The organism is Paraflavitalea speifideaquila, assembly GCF_032395985.1.
In the GTDB taxonomy this organism is placed as follows: Bacteria; Bacteroidota; Bacteroidia; order Chitinophagales; family Chitinophagaceae; genus Paraflavitalea; species Paraflavitalea speifideaquila.
The window spans coordinates 5446380-5460768 of the sequence record NZ_CP135920.1 but is presented as its reverse complement, the minus strand read 5'-3'; the positions used below and the strand labels follow the sequence as shown (position 1 = coordinate 5460768).

General features: G+C 46.8%; 20 protein-coding genes. 7 read left to right on the top strand and 13 right to left on the bottom strand.

Features of this window, described 5'->3' with window-relative positions:
- Positions 1-4: 4 nt before the first annotated feature.
- From RS881_RS37655 to RS881_RS37630, 6 genes are all read right to left on the bottom strand, one after another.
- Entirely contained in the window at positions 5-1186 is a 1182-nt protein-coding gene (locus tag RS881_RS37655) for an OstA-like protein (RefSeq protein WP_315815469.1), read from the bottom strand.
- 90 nt (positions 1187-1276) lie between these two features.
- A complete protein-coding gene (locus RS881_RS37650) occupies positions 1277-2224 on the bottom strand; it encodes an MlaD family protein (RefSeq protein WP_315815468.1) in 948 nt (315 codons plus the stop codon).
- A 279-nt stretch (positions 2225-2503) separates the two neighbouring features.
- Positions 2504-3430: an N-acetylmuramoyl-L-alanine amidase family protein gene (locus RS881_RS37645; protein WP_315815467.1), complete on the bottom strand. Its 927-nt coding sequence runs from the start codon at positions 3428-3430 to the stop codon at positions 2504-2506.
- A gap of 396 nt (positions 3431-3826) precedes the next feature.
- The gene (locus RS881_RS37640) at positions 3827-4393 is read right to left on the bottom strand and encodes an N-acetylmuramoyl-L-alanine amidase family protein (RefSeq protein ID WP_315815466.1); all 567 of its coding nucleotides are present in this window, start codon (positions 4391-4393) and stop codon (positions 3827-3829) included.
- On the bottom strand, positions 4362-4757 hold the full coding sequence (locus RS881_RS37635; RefSeq protein ID WP_315815465.1) for an N-acetylmuramoyl-L-alanine amidase family protein: 396 nt from the start codon (positions 4755-4757) through the stop codon (positions 4362-4364). Before RS881_RS37635 ends, RS881_RS37640 begins: the two co-directional genes overlap by 32 nt.
- Positions 4758-4865: 108 nt before the next feature.
- The gene (locus RS881_RS37630) at positions 4866-4991 is read right to left on the bottom strand and encodes a hypothetical protein (protein WP_315815464.1); all 126 of its coding nucleotides are present in this window, start codon (positions 4989-4991) and stop codon (positions 4866-4868) included.
- A 188-nt stretch (positions 4992-5179) separates the two neighbouring features.
- On the opposite strand from RS881_RS37630, the gene RS881_RS37625 reads away from it, so the two are divergent.
- Genes RS881_RS37625 through RS881_RS37610 form a run of 4 tightly spaced genes read left to right on the top strand, consistent with a single transcriptional unit; the run spans position 5180 to position 7534 of the window.
- Entirely contained in the window at positions 5180-5515 is a 336-nt protein-coding gene (locus RS881_RS37625) for a hypothetical protein (protein WP_315815463.1), read from the top strand.
- A gap of 2 nt (positions 5516-5517) precedes the next feature.
- Positions 5518-6810, top strand: coding sequence for a putative LPS assembly protein LptD (locus tag RS881_RS37620; RefSeq protein WP_315815462.1), 1293 nt, complete (start codon positions 5518-5520; stop codon positions 6808-6810).
- On the top strand, positions 6807-7337 hold the full coding sequence (locus RS881_RS37615; protein ID WP_315815461.1) for a putative LPS assembly protein LptD: 531 nt from the start codon (positions 6807-6809) through the stop codon (positions 7335-7337). The genes RS881_RS37620 and RS881_RS37615 overlap by 4 nt, the downstream gene beginning before the upstream one ends.
- Positions 7334-7534: a hypothetical protein gene (locus RS881_RS37610; protein WP_315815460.1), complete on the top strand. Its 201-nt coding sequence runs from the start codon at positions 7334-7336 to the stop codon at positions 7532-7534. Before RS881_RS37615 ends, RS881_RS37610 begins: the two co-directional genes overlap by 4 nt.
- 106 nt (positions 7535-7640) lie before the next feature.
- Here RS881_RS37610 and RS881_RS37605 read toward each other — a convergent pair whose 3' ends face one another.
- The 7 genes from RS881_RS37605 to RS881_RS37575 all read right to left on the bottom strand — a co-directional run bounded on the left by RS881_RS37605 (position 7641) and on the right by RS881_RS37575 (position 12045).
- Positions 7641-7907, bottom strand: coding sequence for a 1-acyl-sn-glycerol-3-phosphate acyltransferase (locus RS881_RS37605; protein ID WP_315815459.1), 267 nt, complete (start codon positions 7905-7907; stop codon positions 7641-7643).
- Positions 7908-7909: 2 nt separating this feature from the next.
- The gene (locus tag RS881_RS37600) at positions 7910-8350 is read right to left on the bottom strand and encodes a lysophospholipid acyltransferase family protein (RefSeq protein WP_315815458.1); all 441 of its coding nucleotides are present in this window, start codon (positions 8348-8350) and stop codon (positions 7910-7912) included.
- Positions 8351-8479: 129 nt separating this feature from the next.
- Positions 8480-9151: a uracil-DNA glycosylase gene (gene ung / locus RS881_RS37595; protein WP_315815457.1), complete on the bottom strand. Its 672-nt coding sequence runs from the start codon at positions 9149-9151 to the stop codon at positions 8480-8482.
- Between the two features lie 166 nt (positions 9152-9317).
- On the bottom strand, positions 9318-9776 hold the full coding sequence (locus RS881_RS37590) for a T9SS type A sorting domain-containing protein (protein ID WP_315815456.1): 459 nt from the start codon (positions 9774-9776) through the stop codon (positions 9318-9320).
- Positions 9777-9951: 175 nt separating this feature from the next.
- A complete protein-coding gene (locus RS881_RS37585) occupies positions 9952-10488 on the bottom strand; it encodes a hypothetical protein (RefSeq protein WP_315815455.1) in 537 nt (178 codons plus the stop codon).
- Positions 10437-10856: a hypothetical protein gene (locus tag RS881_RS37580; RefSeq protein WP_315815454.1), complete on the bottom strand. Its 420-nt coding sequence runs from the start codon at positions 10854-10856 to the stop codon at positions 10437-10439. The genes RS881_RS37585 and RS881_RS37580 overlap by 52 nt, the downstream gene beginning before the upstream one ends.
- A gap of 64 nt (positions 10857-10920) precedes the next feature.
- The gene (locus RS881_RS37575) at positions 10921-12045 is read right to left on the bottom strand and encodes a phage tail-like protein (RefSeq protein ID WP_315815453.1); all 1125 of its coding nucleotides are present in this window, start codon (positions 12043-12045) and stop codon (positions 10921-10923) included.
- A gap of 364 nt (positions 12046-12409) precedes the next feature.
- On the opposite strand from RS881_RS37575, the gene RS881_RS37570 reads away from it, so the two are divergent.
- From RS881_RS37570 to RS881_RS37565, 3 genes are all read left to right on the top strand, one after another.
- The gene (locus RS881_RS37570) at positions 12410-12781 is read left to right on the top strand and encodes an RNA polymerase sigma factor (RefSeq protein WP_315815452.1); all 372 of its coding nucleotides are present in this window, start codon (positions 12410-12412) and stop codon (positions 12779-12781) included.
- Entirely contained in the window at positions 12736-12918 is a 183-nt protein-coding gene (locus RS881_RS60465) for a sigma factor-like helix-turn-helix DNA-binding protein (RefSeq protein ID WP_350340289.1), read from the top strand. Before RS881_RS37570 ends, RS881_RS60465 begins: the two co-directional genes overlap by 46 nt.
- A gap of 102 nt (positions 12919-13020) precedes the next feature.
- On the top strand, positions 13021-14184 hold the full coding sequence (locus tag RS881_RS37565; RefSeq protein ID WP_315815451.1) for a FecR family protein: 1164 nt from the start codon (positions 13021-13023) through the stop codon (positions 14182-14184).
- The last annotated feature ends 205 nt before the right edge of the window (positions 14185-14389 follow it).

The following is a 14389-nucleotide window of genomic DNA, read 5'->3' as shown; positions in this document are numbered from 1 at the left end:
CCGGTTATCTGGCTATTGCTGGCCCAGGCAACGGATCGGTAAACAACTGAAATACTGAGTCGATGCCGGAATAGAACATGCTATCAGCCACGGCTTGCAGGGAATCGGAATAAATGCGCACATGGTGATACCCCTGGAAGTACCGGTCCGCACTATCGTTCTTTTGCTTGTCTTTTGTGTTAATGGTAATGGCCCCTTTGATGGTATCTGTTTTACCGGTCAGGGAATCGGTCTTTGTGAGCAATTTCATTTTACTAAGTCTGCCCGAAAACAGGGTATCAGCTGTGACATAGATGGAATCCTTGTCCTGCTTGATGATCATCAGTGGCTTTTGGGTGGCAAAGAGGGTTTCCTCTTTTCGGTTGGTACGGATGAAATTGGCCAGCAGGGATACACCCTGGGCGCTATCGATGTGCACAGCCCGGCCAATGAGGGTAGTAATGCCTGTTGAATCGTCTGTTTCCACAATGTCGGCAATGGTCTTGGTCCTCGCTTTGAGATCTTCTATAATGGGGCGTTTGCCAAAACTGGCATTGCGGTTCTTCAGGTCATAAAATCCTTCGCGGGTAGAGATCTTTCGTTGGGCGCTGTCTTCAATATGGGTAAGGGTAATGAAGGTGGCTGTTTCGGTGCTGGTATTGTATAGCAGGGAATCTGATCGCAGGTTGTACTTGGGATCTTTCAATACGACTTCCTTCTTGAAGTAAATATCCTTCAGTTCACCGTAATAGGTGGCTTCTTTGCTGGTAAGTACGGACTGGTTATTCAATACCCTGCCTCCATTAAAGTATTCGCCTATTTTCTGGTTGGCATCATAATGCAGTTCATCAGTAAGGAGGGTAGTTTTCCCGTCGGTGAGCTTGGCATTTTTGGTCAGGGTAGCCAGTTTGGTATCTACGTGGTACAGGAGGTAATCGCTGTAGGTGTGGATGCTATCGGCATCATTGATATGTACATGGCCAAAAGCTTCTACAATCTTGGTAAACTTGTTGTAGATGGCGCTATCGCAATAGAATTGTGTTTTGCCTTGTTTCAGGTGCACCTTGCCGGCCAGCGTCTGCACTTCGGTTACAGAGTCTCTTTGTTCGGTACGTAAGCGGTCGGCATAGATCAGTTCCACCACCTTCATGGTATCGGCACCCGGTTGTGGGGTAGCAGTTACCTGTGCTGCGGCACCGGAAATCATCAACGCAAAAAAAACAATTAGTAAGAATGGCTTTTGCATCTTACAATGTTCAAGGTTTCGATGTAGAAGTGGAATCATATATGGGAGACTTCAGGGGACCACTTTTGTCTTTTTACCAAAAACAGATATGTTAACATATCGTTTGGGGTGTACCCTGAAATCGTCGAGCAAGGTAGTCAAACTGCGATTGGTTTGTAAAAGCTGGTCGTACAATTTGCGATCATTTAACAGGGCTCCCAGTGATGATTGGCTGCTGTTTATTTTATCTACGGTAGCTCCTAATTTGTTAAGGGTATTTTGCATACTGGCAACTGCTTCATCGAGTTTTACGTTGGCCAGTTTGCCGGTTGCTTTTTCGAGGTTGTCTACGGTAGCATTGATCTTATCATTGTTCTTAGCCAGGTTGCCGGTGATGGACTCGGTATTGGTCAGTGTTTTGGCCAACATACCTGTTTGGGCATCGAGCAGTTTCTCCAATGATTTGGAGGAGGTAGTGAGATTTTTAACGATGGATTGCAGGTTGTTCTTGGTATTGGGGTCGAGTATGCTGTTTAAATTTTGCAATACTTGTTCGAGTGAGGCGAGGGTTTTATTGACGCTGGCCAGGGTGGGGTCGAGGCTGTTTTGAATCTGTTCCTTAAAACCCAGGGTTTTCATGGTATGTAAGGTGTCGCCATCCTGTATATAATCGGTACCATTGCCCAACTTGATCTTTACAGAGGTAGTACCCAACAACTCGCTGCCAATACTGGCCAGGGAGGTACGGGGAATATTAATGTCTTTGGTAAGGCTGATGGTAACCACTACGGCGCTCATGTTCTTGTCTTTTTCCTTCATCCCATATACTTTACCAACCTGGAGACCATTGATCAAAACGGGATTGGAGACCTGCAGACCTTCCACGGTGGGGAATTCTGCATATATTTTATCGCTCCGGTCGGCGAGGTTTCTACCTTTCAAGAAGTTAAAGCCCAAAATCAAGATTACGATCGCTATTGCTGTGAGTGCACCTACCTTGGTTTCATTCGAAATTTTCATTACCGGCTATTTTGTATGCAAATAATACTTTTTGGGGGTGGTTTACTGATCGGCCCTCAAAAAAGCATATGATCAACAAAAATAGGGAATTACGAGGAGGAGAATACAGAATAGAGATTACAGAATACAGGAGACAGAATACAGAATTCAGAATCCGAGCCTTGGAAACCTGGATGGGGAGAAAAGCGGGTACACAAGCCGGCCCTTGGGAACTTGATAAGGGGGTAGGTTTGCGATCTAAAAGCTTCTGTATACTGTATTCTGTGTGCTGTATTCTTTTCAAAAGCCCTGCTTGGGGGCAGGAGCGGTTGTTTCTGTAGCTATTTTATAGCGTTTGATGGCGGCCAGTATATGATCTGCTACCTCTTCCTGTCCTTTATTGCTGTTGAGGTAATCTTCATCGGGGCGATGGGAAATAAAGCCGGTTTCTACCAGTATACTGGGCATGGCGGTGGCCTGGAGCACCCAGATGCCTTTTTCATTTCTTTGTTTTACGCCCCTGCTTACACGCCCGCCGTTCACAAATTCTTCTTCTATCATGGTGGCCAACTGAAGGCTTCTGTCGAAATAGCGTTTGGTCCAGAGCAATGATTTGGCCTTGAATTCGGGATCATTGATATCGGGGGCATATTCGGTAGAGTCATTCACCTCTTCGGACATGCGTTCGGTGACATATTCACCTTTTGCATCGGCACGGTCGGCAGCCCAGATATAAGTTTCCGTGCCATTGGAGGGATTGTCGGTATAATAGATATTGTATTTGGGCACTTTGCGGGTTCTTTTTTTGCGGTTCTTGCCCTTGCCGGTATAATAGGTTTCTGTTCGGTAGCCGGCGAAATCGGAGTGGCGAATTTTGGGTCCTGCATTCACGTGAATGGATACAAACAGATCGCCTTTATTGGTATTGGCAAAATCGGCCCTTGATTTAATAGAAGGATAATCGTCTTTGGTGCGGGTATACAAGACCTTGACATTGGGAAATTCCTGCTCCATTTTTTTACCCAGCTTCAGGGCAATGCCCAGGCAAATGTCTTTCTCAAAGGAATAATCGCCGCGGGCGCCATTATCCGATCCGCCATGACCTGCATCGATGATAATGGTTTTGATCACTGGTTTTTGCATTGGCCTGGCTGGTTCCCTATAAAAAGAGGCCAGTACTGTACCTACGGTCGCCATGAGCAAATAACAAATGATCTTTTTAATCATATTATAATCCGGGTTTATTTATTGACGGGTGAATATAAAGACAAGATGCAAAAATAACGGATGAAGATGCTTATTAATACGTTAATTATTGCCGGAATTGGGAAATCCAGACCGGAAAGTCGGAAAAGTCCGAAAGTCGGGAAGACGGAAAGTCCGGAAGTAGGGAAGTCGGGAAGTCGGAAAGACGGAAAGACGGGAAGTTGGGAAGTCGGGAAGACGGGAAGTAGGGAAGTCCGGAAAAAAAACGTCAAGGCCACAATTGTATTACTTACCAACTTTCGGACTCTTCCAACTTTCGGACTCTTCCGACTTTCGGACTTTACCGACTTTCCGACTTTACTGACTTTCCGACTCTTTCGACTTTACCGACTTTACCGACTTTCCGACTTTACTGACTTACTTAGTGTTTTCCAGGGTGGTTTTATACTTTTTGAGGGCGGTAATAATGGCGGCTACTACTTCATGCTGGCCTTTTTCGCTGTTGAGGTATTTTTCTTCCTCGGTATTGGAAAGAAAGCCGCTTTCTACCAGGATGCTGGGCATACCGGTGGCCTGGAGCACCCAAATACCTTCTGCATTGCGTTGTTTAACACCATAACTTTTACGTCCTCCCTTTTCAAATGCATCTTCCACCAGGTTGCCCAGCAGGAGGCTTTTGGCAAAGTACTTTTTTTCATACAACTGGGCTCTGATGCGGGCTTCGGGTGAGCTCATATCGAAAGTAAGGGTGCTGTCGGTCTTCTCGCCACTATCTTCCTGTCGTTGGTTGATGGCATCGCCTTTAAAGCCTACCCGGTCGGCGGCCCAGATATAGGTTTCGGTACCTTTGTGGGTATTTTTAACGTAATAAGATTTATATACGGGTACTTTTTTGGTCTTTTTCTTTTTGCCTTTGCCGGTAGTGACATTTTTATAGGATACGATCTTTTTTTCATACCAGCCCCTGGTTTTTGCCGATGGCATTGCAGTGTATGCTGATGAACAGGTCGCCATTGGATTCATTGGCAAAGTCGGATCTATAATAATAAGATTCTTTCAAGGTTCTTTGTCCGGGCAAAATATCGGTAGTGCGTGTATACAGCACCTTGGTATCGGGGAAGGCAGTTTTGATGGCTTTGCCCAGTTTCAAGGAAATGGCCAGTGCTACCCTCGATTCGCGTGAAAAGCTGCCCAGGGTGCCGGGGTCCATGCCGCCATGACCGGGATCGATAATAATGGTGCCCAGTACGGGTTTTTGTTTATGGGGGCCGGGTTTCCTGACGGTGAAAGCGATCAACGTAGTGAGGGAAGCAGCGAGGAATATTATGCCTGTAATCCTTTTGAACATATTTTGTTATGATTTTATGGGCTATCCAATCTTCACATAATCTTAATGCATTAATAACTATTTTTGCCCACCACTGCATATGATTAACGGACGCAAAAATAGCCTAAATCAACCTTCATTGCCGATATTCCTGGTTTCATTGTTATTAATAACGATGAATATGCTGGGTAATATTTCTGCATCTACTGGTTTTGACAATACATTAACGGCTTTCCAGGATACAACGAAACCCAAAAAGGATACAATACCTGTTGTGAAGGACTCAGCTTCGCTGAAGGCCGGGGATACTACCAGGCAAAAACAGATACGTTTGAGGTGAAGATGTCGAAAGACTCATTGGATGCGCCGGTGCATTATTCCGCTTCGGATTCGATGGTGCTGGACGTACCCAATAAACGGATCATTTTATTTAGTAAGGGAATGTGAAGTATAAGGATATGGACCTTACGGCGGACAGTATTGAAATGGACCAGCAGAAAAATGAGATCATTGCTACCTATCGCAGGGATTCGGCCGGGAATATTATCGGGCGGCCCAAAATGATACAAGCGGATACGAAGATGGATGCTGATTTTATGCGTTTCAATACGAAAACGCAGAAAGGTATTACGCAATCTACGATCACGGCTCAGGGGAAATGTTTGTGCAGGGTGGCAAGATCAAGAAGATATCACCCACGGAATATTTTGCTGCGCAGGGTATTATTACGACGTGTAATCTTGACACGCCCCACTTTGCTTTCCGTACGCCACGTATGAAGATGGTGAGCCAGAAGCTGGCGGTAACGGGACCGATACATCCTGAATTTGAAGGGGTGCCTGTACCGGTATACCTTCCTTTCGGGTTTTTCCCACTTTCGCAGGGCCGGCATTCGGGTATGCTGCCTCCGCAGTTTACAGCCAGCGACCAGTTTGGATTGGGGCTGGAAGGGCTGGGTTATTATAAGGTATTGAATGATTATTTTGATGTGACCTTGCGTACGAATATCTATTCTTATGGAGGCTGGGCAGCTTTTGTAACGCCTACTTATCGCAAACGGTACCGGTACAGTGGTTCGATGAACTTATCGTATCAAAGTACACGGTTGTTGAGTAATGATCCAAAGCAGGAGTTTACCACGGCACAAACCTTTAATATTGCGTGGAGCCATACGGTAGATAGCCGGGCCAGGCCGGGGCAAACTTTTTCGGCCAATGTGAATGCAGGTAGTTCCAAATACAACCAGTATGTGACGAATAACCCGATGCGGAATTTTCAGAATAACCTGAACTCTTCGATCACGTATTCCAAAACCTGGGGTAGTAAGTTCAACCTTACAGCGAGTGCCAACCACAACCAGAACAATACGACGCAGCTGATCAATATGAACTTGCCCAATGTGGCCTTTACGGTGAATACTTTTTACCCGCTGCAGCGTAAAGAAGTGATCGGAGAATCGAAGTGGTATGAAAAACTGGGTATTGGATTGAATACGAACCTGGCCAACCAGATCAGCATCTACGAGAAAGATTTCAGTTTGAGCAAGCTCATTGATACGATGCAATGGGGTGCTCAGCACAATATACCGATCCAGCTTTCTTTGCCTTCCCTGGGTCCGCTGCAGGTATCGCCGGGCGTCAGCTACCAGGAAAAATGGTATTCACGGCGTTTTACGCGTCATTGGAATGAGACTGCCAGAAAAATAGATACTACTATTGAGCGGGGATTTTATACTGCACGGGATATCTCTTTTAGCCTGGGGTTGAGTACCGCACTCTTTGGAAAGTTTGAAAATTTTGGTCCTAATAGTCCTATCACGGCTATTCGGCACGTAATACGGCCTACTTTTTCGATCAGTTATAAACCTGATATGGCAAAAAGGGATTACTACACTACTCAGGTAGATACTAATAAGAACAAATATCGCTTCTCTTATTATGATGGTACCATTTTCGGACCCTTTGGCGAAGGGGAGTTTGGCGGTATCAGTTTTGGGATTGACAATAATCTGGAAGCCAAAGCGCGGTCTAAAAAAAAGATACGAGTGAAGGGGGCATTAAGAAGATCCGGTTGATTGATGGTTTTGGTTTTAACGGCGGTTATAACTTCCTGGCAGATTCTTTTAAGTTATCTACTATCAGTTTGTATTTACGAAGTACTTTGTTTGAGAAGATCAATATTACGGCAGGGGCCAACCTGGACCCATATAAGGTGAATAAGATGGGATACCGTATCAATGAATATGCCTGGAAAGGGGGAAGGTTTTCGCCCGGTCGTATTACGAATGGTAATATTGCTGTGTCTACCTCTTTCCAAAGTAAACCCAAGGACGAGAAAAAGGCGAAAGAAAATGAGGGGCAGTTTGGTGATAGGAACCAGCGGCCCATGACGCCCGAGGAACAGATGGAGCAATTGCAGTATGCGCGACAAAACCCGGCTGAGTTTGCTGATTTTAATATTGCCTGGTCGGTGAATTTATCGTACTCTTTTAATTTCACCCGTACTTTTAAACCTAACTATTCGGGTTTTGAAACGAAGACGAACTCGAATGTGAGTATTAATGGTGATTTTAACCTCACCCCAAATGGAAGATGGGAATGAATACTTATTACGATTTTAATTCTTCTGCTATACAAACGCTTACAATGTTTATTTCGCGTGAAATGCATTGCTGGCAGTTATCGATCAATGTAACACCGGTGGGCCCCATGCGTTCATTTAACTTCACGATCAATCCCAAGTCGGGCATACTCCGTGACCTGCGCATTAACAGAACGCGGTATTTCTATGGGCAGTAGGAGAGAATACAGGAGGCTGCATATAGGATAGAGAAGCAATACAACCTTTTGTGTGGAGGGGATGGTATAAATGTTTATTTCCGGTGTAGTTCGTAGTAATCGCTCATTATTTTATGCACCCTGTTTTTGAGGGATTCGGCGGTATCGGTTGGCTCAATGTGAACGGGGGCAGGAAATGTATTTGGAGTGGATGGGGCATCAGGTAAAAGGGTTTGCTGGCAGGTAATACTTTACGGGTATTGAAGATCACGCCGGGAATCACGGCTTTGCAGGTATCGATGGCGAGGCGAAAAGCGCCATCGTGAAATGATTTGAGGGGTTGATCTGATTTATTGCGGGTGCCTTCGGGGTAGATACACATGTGCAATCCCATACTTAATACTTTTTCATTCTGCTAAAACTGTCTTTTCTGCTTTTCTCACTTTTCCTGTCGACCAGGACGCTGCCGGTTTGATAAATAATACCAAATACGGGTATTTGGGCCATTTCAATTTTGGCAATGGTTTTATTGCCGCCTGGAATAGCAGGGGAGGAAATGGGCACATCCATCAGTGAGTTGTGGTTGCATACGACGACATAGTTTTGGCCAGGTGCAAAATTTTCCTTGCCACGTACGCGCAATGGGCAACCGATGAGGGGCAGGTAAATACCCATCCATATCCTGGACTGGGCTATGAAGCGGAATGTTTTTTTAGGATCGGTCAGGCGATAGGTAAACAATAGGAAGGGGATCATGAATAGGAGCAGGGTGATAGCAAATACCAGGATAGCCCAGAGGGCAAAAATGCGGCCCAGGATCTCTTTGATGAACTTCATGGGCGCAAGATACGGAAAACAGCTGCGAGCCTTGGGTTGTTGATTTTGCTAATTGGGTGTGTTTCTTGCTAACTTTAAAGCTTCTTGTCTTTAAGCTCGCAGCTCATACCTCGCGGCTCGAAGCTATTCTTATAGCGACCAGTCAATGGGATCAAGGCCTTCTTGTACGAGGTATTCATTGGTACGGGAGAAATGGCGGCAGCCAAAGAAACCTGCGTCGGCAGAAAAAGGGGAGGGGTGGGCTGCTTTTAATACCCGGTGTTTGGTTGCGTCAATGAGTTCCTGTTTGGCCTGGGCAAATTTACCCCAGAGGAGGAATACGACGCCCTTCTTTTGATCGGATATTTTACGAATGACGGCATCGGTAAAATCGGCCCATCCAATTTTGGCATGGCTCATAGGTTCTCCCGCTCTTACAGTGAGGGAGGCATTTAACATCAATACACCTTGTTGGGCCCATTTGGTGAGGTTGCCATGGTTTGGAATGGGAAGCCCAACATCGTTGTGTATTTCTTTATAAATATTGACCAGGGAAGGAGGCGGTTTGATGCCATCCTGCACTGAGAAACAAAGGCCATGGGCTTGTCCTTGTCCATGGTAGGGATCCTGGCCCAGCAATACCACTTTAACCTGGTCGAAGGGGGTAAGGTTAAAGGCATTGAAAATAAGGCTGCCGGGTGGATAAATGGTTTTGGCAGCGGCTTTTTCTATGCGAAGGTGCCCCACGATCTGGCTAAAATACGCTTTATTGAATTCGTCTTTTAGTGGCTTCTTCCAGCTTTCATCTATTTTAACGTCCATACCCGGATTTTGGGTAAAAGTAGGGAAAGGACGGCAATCGGTAGTCGGCAATCTTTAGCGTCAACAGGAAGCGAGTGGCTTGTGGTAAATGGAAAGAACGGCAAGTCACCTGAAATTACATAATGACCTGTACAGTTCCCTTTATCTGGTGGTTTATTGATGGATCTTATGGAATTACCAACACTTTTTCCCGGAATGCTTCTCCATTGGCAAAAGCATCGGGTATACTTACGATATAGGTACCTGCAGTAAGTCCGGTAACATTTACCGGGGTGTTCTGATAGATGGTTATTTGTTGAACTATCCTGCCATTGATATCTGTAATGAAAGCGGGTAGTTTTTTGGTATTGCCTTCCAGGCGGATGCTGAACTGGCCTTTATTGGGGTTGGGCCACATCAATACGGTGACGGTCGTTTCGCCTGTCCCCTTTACTGCCCTGATGAGGGTATAGGTACCGCGGTTGTCGAGATCCACCTGTTTTAACCGGTAGTAGGTAATGCCTTTGTATGCATTGGGATCATTGAATTGATAGTGCAGCAATTGATTGCTATGGCCACCTGTGGCCAGGGAAGGTGTAAACCCGATTGTCTTGAACAGGGTTTCATCCTGCCACCTTCTTTCCACCTCGAAGCCACGGTTGTTTTGTTCGGTGGCTGTTTCCCAGGATAGATGAACCAGTGCGGGAGGATGCGTTGCGCCCGAAAATCGACCAGGGTAACGGGTAATGCGGTGGAGGAGGCAAGACCAATTCCAAATTGTCCGAAAGAAGTAATACCATTCCTGGCGGCAAAACCATTGGCTACGGTTCTGCCGGGGGTATTGGCAGGCTGCAGGAACTACCGGCGGGGCGTACCCAGTCGGCCGCATTGGTACTGGTCGAGGGGCGCTGCAAAATGCCGAAAGTGTTATCCATTAAACCGGAGAAGCCGTTGAAGTAAAGGAGTAGATCATATTTGCCATTGGTAGGAATGCCATCGGCGCTGATGTTCCATACGCCTTCGGAAGCGACGGATACATAGGCAGCACCTCCTTCCGAAACCATCAGGCCGGCGTCGGTACCAGGTTTGGGTATAAACCGTGCCTCTATATAGCTGATCCCGGTAATGGGGGTGTTACTCATATTGCTTAAGGTGGCCAGGTTGGAACGGCTGGTATTACCTACGGGGAATTGGTACGCGGTTACAGTTGCTGGTATTATATACCGGCGCAGGGCGCCATTGATCCAGCTTTGGTTGAAGCCGGGATTGGATGGATCGGCTTCTACCGCGGCAGCCGAAGGATCGGTTACAATGGCTGTGTACACGCCGGTGGTAACAGTTCCTTTTGCAGGTACCATTTTTGCGCATGGATATTACTCTGGAGTTCCAGGTTGTTGCCATTTATTTCCAGTCGTGAAAAAGTATGGGGCGTTTTGATCACCTGGCTGCCGGTACCATTGAATATAAATTTACCTGTACCATAGTTGGCAGGTGTTGTGGAAAGATCGGTCCAGTGGCCGGTGCCCAGGGTAGGGCTGGCGCCTATATAGATGATGCCCTGATTGGCGAGTGTGCTGCCATTTTCGAGGGTAATATTTCCTTTCACAGTTATAATGGCGCCGTTTTGGAGTGTGATAGCCGTTCCATTTTTTACATAGAGGGCATCTTGTGCTTGCAGGCCGGTAGTCAAAAGCAAGAGAAGGCTATGGAGGATAATTCGTGGCATAAAATTATTTATTTAAGGCAACCAGGCATGGAGGTAATGAGGGGATAAGGGCATCCTATTGGTATTATTGTACTTTGGCACAGATGGCATATACACGGACTGCCCTTGAACTGCCGGATGAATTGGTGACAATAACACGCCATATTGTATGGGGGTTTTCGGTGCTGGGGGCGCTGTAGTTGACTGTGATATCCCGTGCCGCACCGTTCGAGTCCCGGTGACCACCTCCTCCGCCGATAAGCCTGGTGCCTGCGGGGCATTGGCAGGGAATGGTGGTCCTGGAATTGCCACTCACGGAGTAATCGACCCAAACGGTTTGTACACCCATGTTCAGGGTGCCTGAATAGGTAATATTACCGGCCACATCCAGTTTTTCGGTTGGGTTATCTTTACCAATGCCTATCCTGCCGGTGTTGTCAACAGCCATAGATGCTGTATTGGTTTGGGAGCCTGCATAAAAGCGGTATCCGTTGGTAAAGCGCATGAGCATCTGATTGGAGGTTGTATTGGTATAGGGGCCAGTGCTGGCGCCATCGCCAAAGATAAAGGAGCCGAATTGCCCTTGGGTAGATACATTGTTCCCTATCGCTACAGAGTTGTGCCCGGTGGCCATTGCACTAAAACCCAGCGCAACGGACGCTTCGCCGGCGGCGAAAGAATTCCATCCCATGGCAACGGACCATTTACCTATGTTCACATCATTCCATTGGGCTCCTGTGATCACGCCTGCCCTGAAAGCGCCTTTGTGCGGGGCCCAGATCAGTTTAGAGCCGGGGCTGAGGGTACCGTTGTTACTGGTACCCGTGAAAGTACCCGTACCAATGACCAGTCCACCTTCCGACACCTGGAGCCCTGTATTGGTACCATCGCCTGAAATGAATTTTCCATTGGTATTGATGTTCTGCTGCAGCTTATAAGCGCTCAGATTGAGCCAATTGGGCGCAGCGGGCGTACCGGCATTGTAATAAAACCCTTTGTCCAGATCCGTTTGGATCACCAGCAGACCGGTGGCCGGATTGGTAATGGCGGTACGTTGGGCGGCGGTCATTTGGGGTATCAGCAAACCTTTATCCGTGGCTGCAATTTCAACAGCGGCACTGGCATGGGGAGTGGTTGTACCGATGCCTACCTGTGCCTGTAAGGCTGCTTGTGCAATGACCAGGAGGCAGGTGATGATTGTCTTGCTCATAAAGTTTGGCTTGTACCTGCTAAAGTACTGTGCTGCCGGGGGCCAGGGGAGGTTTGTATGTGAACGACGCGATTTTGTATGTGGGAATGGTGACAGCAGCAATTGACAGTCGCGAATCGGCAAGGGTGCATTCCTTCGCTTAGGTAGGGGCTTTTTCCTGGTAGGCAGGTTACGCAAACGATTGATTGGGTTGATACTGTGTCATTAGACTTTTATCCTATCTATTTTTGATTAATTTTAGCCTTTTCGCAATGGAAGAGGCAGTCACATCCCCGAACATACCAATGATATCGTACCGGATACCTCCCTTTTTACCCGCATAGCTGCCGGTGATGAAGCGGCGTTTGCGCTCTTTTACAGGCAGATGGTGCCCCAGTTACGCCCTTTTATTTATAGTATTACCCATGCCGATCAACTGGTGGAGGAAGTGATCCAGGAAGCCTTTCTGCGCTGCTGGCTCAACCGCGATAAATTACCAGGTTTTACCAATCCCCGGGCCTGGCTGTTCAGGATCACGGGTAATATTTGTTATTCGTTGTTCCAGCGGTCATTGGTGGAGAAAAAGGCGTTGGATGTGGTTGGTGAACAAGCGGGGGAAATGCACACAGAAACAACGGATCTCATACAGGTTAAGTTTTTGAAAGCTGCTTTGCAAGAAGCGATCCAACAGCTCTCTCCTCAAAGAAAAAGATCTATCTACTCAATCGTGAACAGGGGTTTACAGCCGATGAAATAGCTGCCCAATTGGGGCTTTCGGTGCAAACGGTTCGCAATACGCTCACAGCTTCGCTGGAATTCCTGCGTGGCCATCTGGCAAAACAGGGCTATACTATCTCCATTTCCATTCTTTCGCTGCTGTTATTCAAGTGGTAATTTATTTTTTAAAGTGCATTGGTATAAGTCAGTACTCCGCTGGTCTTATTGGTATAAATGTGTTCCATGCAACCGATGCAACCGGATCTATTACGTTCGTTAGTGAAAAAACAACTGGAAGGAAAGATCAGTGTCGAAGAGAGGCAACAATTAGCCATGTATGTGGAGCAGGAAGCCCATAAGGAACAGGTAATCGCTGTGCTGGCAGAACTGCTGGAGCAGCAGGTGCCAGATAGTACGTATGATAACCTCCGGTTCGATCCGCTATTGTATACTGTATTACAAGCAGATAAGCCTGGGGCTATGGTTGTGAGTATGAGAAGGCGTGTTTACAAATGGCTGGCCATAGCGGCTGTATTGATTGTAATAGCGGGTGGAGGCTTGTTTTATTGGTATCGTACCCAATCGCCACCGGCAGGTAAACCGCTGGTCACCTCGCTTACCAATGATGCTTTGCCGGGAGGAGATGGGGCTATCCTGACGCTGGCGAATGGGAAAGCAATTTTATTGGACAGTACGCAAACAGGGATAGTAGAAGAGCTGGGCATGAAAGCAGTGGTCAGGGATGGTATGCTGGTATATGAAGTACAAGCAAGTGCTGCTGTGGGGTATCATACAATGGCCACTCCACGGGGAAGGCAGTTCCAGGTGGTATTGCCCGATGGAACACGGGTATGGTTGAATGCGGCCTCTTCTATTACTTATCCCACCCGGTTTGTGGAAAGTACCAGGCCCGTCAGTGTGACCGGGGAAGTTTATTTTGAAGTGGCCAAAGATACTGCAAAGCCTTTTGTAGTAAAGATGAAAGAAGGCATGGAGGTGGAGGTGTTGGGTACACATTTCAATATCAATGCTTATGGGGATGAAGGGGGAGTGAAGACGACTTTATTGGAAGGGAAGGTGAAGGTCATGAATCGGTCCCGCCATGCGGCGGGAGCAATCGGCAATGGGGACGCTACAACATCAACAGTAACCTTACAACCGGGCCAGCAAGCGCAAATCATCAATCATCAATTGTCAATAATCAAAAAACCGGACATAGACCAGGTGATGGCCTGGAAGGAAGGGTTATTCCATTTTAATAATACGCGATTTTCGGTGGTGATGGGTGAATTGGAGCGCTGGTATGATGTGGAGGTTGTTTATGAAGGACCTGTACCTGCAGGTTCGCTTAGTGGAGAGTTCCCACGTACTTTATTGCTGTCGGAAGTGTTGCGCATCCTGGAGTTAAGTGGATTGCATTATTCAATCAAGGACAAAAACTAATGATATCGGCTAAATGAGAAAACGACTATAGTGATCGCAAAAAAAAACCGGGAGTGCTGTAACACTACCGGTTGGAAGGCGATAACTAACAATTTTTTGACAGACTGTTATTGATCACCAAAACCTAACCAAAACTATGCATTTAATTGCGCATGGCAAAGCCATGTCTGTACTTCTGTACAGGCAGGTTTTGTGCAGCCGCTCC

Excerpts from the sequence above, each read along its gene's own strand:
- RS881_RS37655 (WP_315815469.1), bottom strand. The coding sequence starts at position 1,186 with ATGATTTCCGGTGCCGCAGCACAGGTAACTGCTACCCCACAACCGGGT.
- RS881_RS37650 (WP_315815468.1), bottom strand. The coding sequence starts at position 2,224 with ATGAAAATTTCGAATGAAACCAAGGTAGGTGCACTCACAGCAATAGCG.
- RS881_RS37645 (WP_315815467.1), bottom strand. The coding sequence starts at position 3,430 with ATGATTAAAAAGATCATTTGTTATTTGCTCATGGCGACCGTAGGTACA.
- RS881_RS37640 (WP_315815466.1), bottom strand. The coding sequence starts at position 4,393 with ATGCCATCGGCAAAAACCAGGGGCTGGTATGAAAAAAAGATCGTATCC.
- RS881_RS37635 (WP_315815465.1), bottom strand. The coding sequence starts at position 4,757 with ATGTTCAAAAGGATTACAGGCATAATATTCCTCGCTGCTTCCCTCACT.
- RS881_RS37620 (WP_315815462.1), top strand. The coding sequence starts at position 5,518 with ATGGTGAGCCAGAAGCTGGCGGTAACGGGACCGATACATCCTGAATTT.
- RS881_RS37610 (WP_315815460.1), top strand. The coding sequence starts at position 7,334 with ATGAATACTTATTACGATTTTAATTCTTCTGCTATACAAACGCTTACA.
- RS881_RS37605 (WP_315815459.1), bottom strand. The coding sequence starts at position 7,907 with ATGGGATTGCACATGTGTATCTACCCCGAAGGCACCCGCAATAAATCA.
- RS881_RS37600 (WP_315815458.1), bottom strand. The coding sequence starts at position 8,350 with ATGAAGTTCATCAAAGAGATCCTGGGCCGCATTTTTGCCCTCTGGGCT.
- ung (WP_315815457.1), bottom strand. The coding sequence starts at position 9,151 with ATGGACGTTAAAATAGATGAAAGCTGGAAGAAGCCACTAAAAGACGAA.
- RS881_RS37585 (WP_315815455.1), bottom strand. The coding sequence starts at position 10,488 with ATGGTACCTGCAAAAGGAACTGTTACCACCGGCGTGTACACAGCCATT.
- RS881_RS37580 (WP_315815454.1), bottom strand. The coding sequence starts at position 10,856 with ATGCCACGAATTATCCTCCATAGCCTTCTCTTGCTTTTGACTACCGGC.
- RS881_RS37575 (WP_315815453.1), bottom strand. The coding sequence starts at position 12,045 with ATGAGCAAGACAATCATCACCTGCCTCCTGGTCATTGCACAAGCAGCC.
- RS881_RS37570 (WP_315815452.1), top strand. The coding sequence starts at position 12,410 with ATGGTGCCCCAGTTACGCCCTTTTATTTATAGTATTACCCATGCCGAT.